Source organism: Staphylococcus sp. HMSC035D11 (assembly GCF_001836075.1).
Classification (GTDB): domain Bacteria; phylum Bacillota; class Bacilli; order Staphylococcales; family Staphylococcaceae; genus Staphylococcus; species Staphylococcus hominis.
Window position 1 is genome coordinate 6,089 of record NZ_KV827256.1, and the last position, 3,496, is coordinate 9,584.

Sequence of the window (3,496 nt, forward strand, 5' to 3'; positions counted from 1 at the left end):
GGGACCACTTGCACATTCAGTGTCTTTATACACTTGTATTTATGCGTTATATACAGGGAGAACATTTATTGGCCAAACCCGTTTTAATGCGACTAAGCTCGTTAGCAAAATAAAACAACAAACTACAAATAGCGCATTATTTCTCGTTCCAACAATGCTACATGCAATAACAAAAATAAATCACGATCATCTACATTTAACGACTATTTTAAGTAGTGGGGCGAAACTCTCTTCTTCGTTGTTTAAGCGTATAGCCAAAACATTTCAGCATGCTAATATTATTGAATTTTTTGGAACGTCAGAAGCAAGTTTTATTAGTTATAACATTAACCGTAAAGCTTCTGTTGATTCAGTGGGATACATATTTCAAAATGTAACGATTGGTTTAGAGGAAAAAGACAAGAATCATATAGGGTTATTAAATGTAAAAAGTAATATGATATTCTCTGGGTATGTAAATCAATCTGTCGTATTACCTGAAACATGGATTAAAACAGGTGATTACGCTTATATTAAAGATAATCAATTATATTTAGTGAGTCGTCAAAATGAACGATTAATTATTGGAGGTAAAAATGTTTATCCTCAAGTTATTGAACAAATGATAAAAAATATTGATGGAGTAGAAGAAGCGATGGTTATAGGAGAACCGCATCCACGTTTTGGTGAAATAGCGGTTTTACTATATACAGGATCGATAGAACTTGAGTACCAAACTGTGCGACAACATATTATGAAAGTTCTATCAAGATATGATGTACCTTCCAAATTTATAAAAGTAGACAGTATGCAATATACCCAAAGTGGCAAAGTTGCTCGAAATAAAATGCGTACTGCCTATGTAAAAGGAGACTTTAAATGATGAACCAACCGGTTATTGTATGGGCGAAGCGTACACCTTTTGGCAAATATGGTGGGGAATTGAAACATTTAGAACCTGAAACATTACTCATGCCCTTATTTGAAGAAATGAATTCAATTTTTCCTAAAATAATACCTGATATAGATGATGTAGTGATTGGAAATATCGTAGGTAATGGTGGAAATATTGCTCGTAAAGCCTTATTAGAAGCAGGTCTAGCTGAGAGTATTCCAGGTGTTACAATGGACCGTCAATGTGGGTCAGGGTTAGAAAGTATTATATATGCATGTCGAATGGTTCAAGCTGGTGCAGGTCATATTTATATAGCTGGAGGAGTAGAAAGCACGAGTCGTGCTCCTTGGAAGATTAAACGCCCTCAATCAGTGTATGATACACAATTACCAGAATTTTATGAGCGTGCCTCTTTTGCACCAAAAGGTCAAGATCCAAGTATGATAGAGGCAGCTGAAAATGTTGCGCAATATTATCATATTACGCGTAAACAACAAGATGCCTTTGCGATACGTAGTCATCATCTCACACATCAATATTATGAGAATGGAAGTATAAGTAATGAAATCGTACCTTTACACATCAAAGGTCATTTATTTGATAAAGATGAAAGTATTAAGCCAACACTTACTGAACAACGATTAAATCGATTACGTCCTATACTAGCTAACGGAACAGTAACGGTTGGAAATAGTTGTATGAAAAATGACGGCGCTGCGCTTGCACTCGTTATGAATCAAGAAACGGCATTACAATACGGAATATCAGAGGGAATGATGTTTACAGATGCAGTGACAATAGGTGTCAATCCGAAACGACTCGGTATTGGACCAGTACCTGCCGTAACCAAATTACTTAAAAAACAAAATTTAAAAATAAGTGACATTGATGCAATAGAACTTAATGAGGCATTTAGTTCACAAGTTTTAGCTTCAATTCAAGAGTTAAAATTAAATATTAATCAAGTCAACCAGTGGGGTGGAGCCATTGCGTCTGGTCATCCTTATAGCGCAAGTGGCGTAGCATTAATCACTAGGTTATTAAATATGACACATTGGAAGCGGGGAGTTGCTACGATGGGGATTGGAGGAGGAATGGGGAATGCGATACTCTTCGAACGATGGGGCTTGTGAGAAAATAGAAATATATTTTAGTGAACAAGAAGTAAGAGCGTATTGCGAAGTAGTTGAAAGAACGTATAAAGGCGTGATGCCTTTACTCATGTGTGCAAACGTCTGGCCAAAATTTAAGTTGTTTCAAAAGTTTGAACAAGAACATATTCTTCTTGTGCGAACAACATGTGAAGAATTTGAACCATTAAAATGTAGGCTAAAATACGAGGCGTACTTAACACATAAAAGTACGAAAAAGTTTAAAACATATATCCAATATATCTACGAGTTAAAAATATATAAAGATAATAGACAATGTATATTTATTAGGCAAACGTTTATAAAAAAGGAGGTAAATGATGAAGTTTAGTCATGATAAAGTAAGTCATTACCTTCGACTTGTTAATGATAAAAATGAGTTTCATTCAACCATTGTTCCTGGTCAACTGGTAGTGGATTGTGTATTAGCGTATTTTCAAATAGAGTGGACACAATTTAATGTTAAGTATAAAAGGACTATAGATATAGATGAAGAAGTGACCTTCAAAAAAGTGAGTCATAATGAAATAAACGTCTTTGGTTTAAATGGTGAAGAAAAAATAGTTATTGTTAAGAAATCTTAATTTTTCTTGATGATAACTATTTTTATTTTTGGTTATTAGTATTTATATTTTTTAATCATTTATTAATTATGTAACATACAAGTGGAGAATTTATATCCATGAATGTTAATAAAGATAAAATGAACATGGTTAGTGCTCAAAAAGCGAGAAAAACTGTTTTCGCAACAAGTATTGGTAATGCTATGGAGTGGTTTGAATTTGGTGTCTATGCCTAAATTACAGCATAAATAAAACGATAGCGTTAATGTTAGTATAACTTAAAGTTTCTCTCTAAGTTTCCAAAAGGGGACATTCTTGGCTAACATTAACGCTATTTTATTAGGGTGAGCTTTTGAATAATTAATGACTTTTTAAAGTTTTGAGTATTAGGGGCATCTTAACTTTAAAAAAGATTTTGAAATATTCGTTTGTTTTCGTATTCAATTACGAAAAACACTTTTTAATTTTTGAAATGTGATGAATAACTTAATTCATGTTATCAACGTCACTTTCTAGTAGAGAGAGCAATTTATAGATGTCATTTTTACTAAACGTTTCATCGATTTTTACCGTAATCGTCTTGAAGGTCTTTGTAATGATTTCGTATATTGGGATACCGTTTTCTATATTTTGCTTGTAGATAATCATGTTGTTAATTCCTCCTTTGTCTCTCTACACTTAATATAGTAATAGATTTGATTATAAAAAACATGAGTCTATGGTACTAACTTTTATTGCAACGGACTGTGTAGAGCATACTACGACTAAATACCTAGAAGATAATGAAGATATAAGAAAAGCTTTTAATCTTAGTATGACCAAACTATCATACACAAGATTAAAAGCTTTAGAAGTGTTTATATTTCTTTAAAAATACAGTACAGACAGTAGCTGATTGAATTGAAAGT

4 protein-coding genes and 1 pseudogene are annotated in these 3,496 nt (G+C 32.9%); 4 read left to right on the forward strand and 1 reads right to left on the reverse strand.

What is annotated here, in order from left to right:
* The 4 genes and pseudogenes from HMPREF2647_RS06855 to HMPREF2647_RS11460 form a co-directional block, all read left to right on the forward strand.
* On the forward strand, positions 1-862 hold an 862-nt coding region (locus HMPREF2647_RS06855), incomplete at its 5' end, for an AMP-binding protein (protein WP_141756755.1).
* Complete coding sequence (locus HMPREF2647_RS06860) at positions 862-2,007, forward strand: thiolase family protein (RefSeq protein WP_070859774.1); 1,146 nt, start codon at positions 862-864, stop codon at positions 2,005-2,007. The genes HMPREF2647_RS06855 and HMPREF2647_RS06860, both read left to right, overlap by 1 nt.
* Before the next feature lie 338 nt (positions 2,008-2,345).
* Positions 2,346-2,609: a hypothetical protein gene (locus tag HMPREF2647_RS06870; RefSeq protein ID WP_070859772.1), complete on the forward strand. Its 264-nt coding sequence runs from the start codon at positions 2,346-2,348 to the stop codon at positions 2,607-2,609.
* Positions 2,610-2,707: 98 nt separating this feature from the next.
* Positions 2,708-2,821, forward strand: a pseudogene (locus tag HMPREF2647_RS11460) (hypothetical protein); the annotation flags it as partial.
* A 253-nt stretch (positions 2,822-3,074) separates the two neighbouring features.
* On the opposite strand, the gene vraX reads toward HMPREF2647_RS11460, so the two are convergent.
* Positions 3,075-3,236: a C1q-binding complement inhibitor VraX gene (vraX, locus tag HMPREF2647_RS11305; RefSeq protein ID WP_176746915.1), complete on the reverse strand. Its 162-nt coding sequence runs from the start codon at positions 3,234-3,236 to the stop codon at positions 3,075-3,077.
* Between the last annotated feature and the right edge of the window lie 260 nt (positions 3,237-3,496).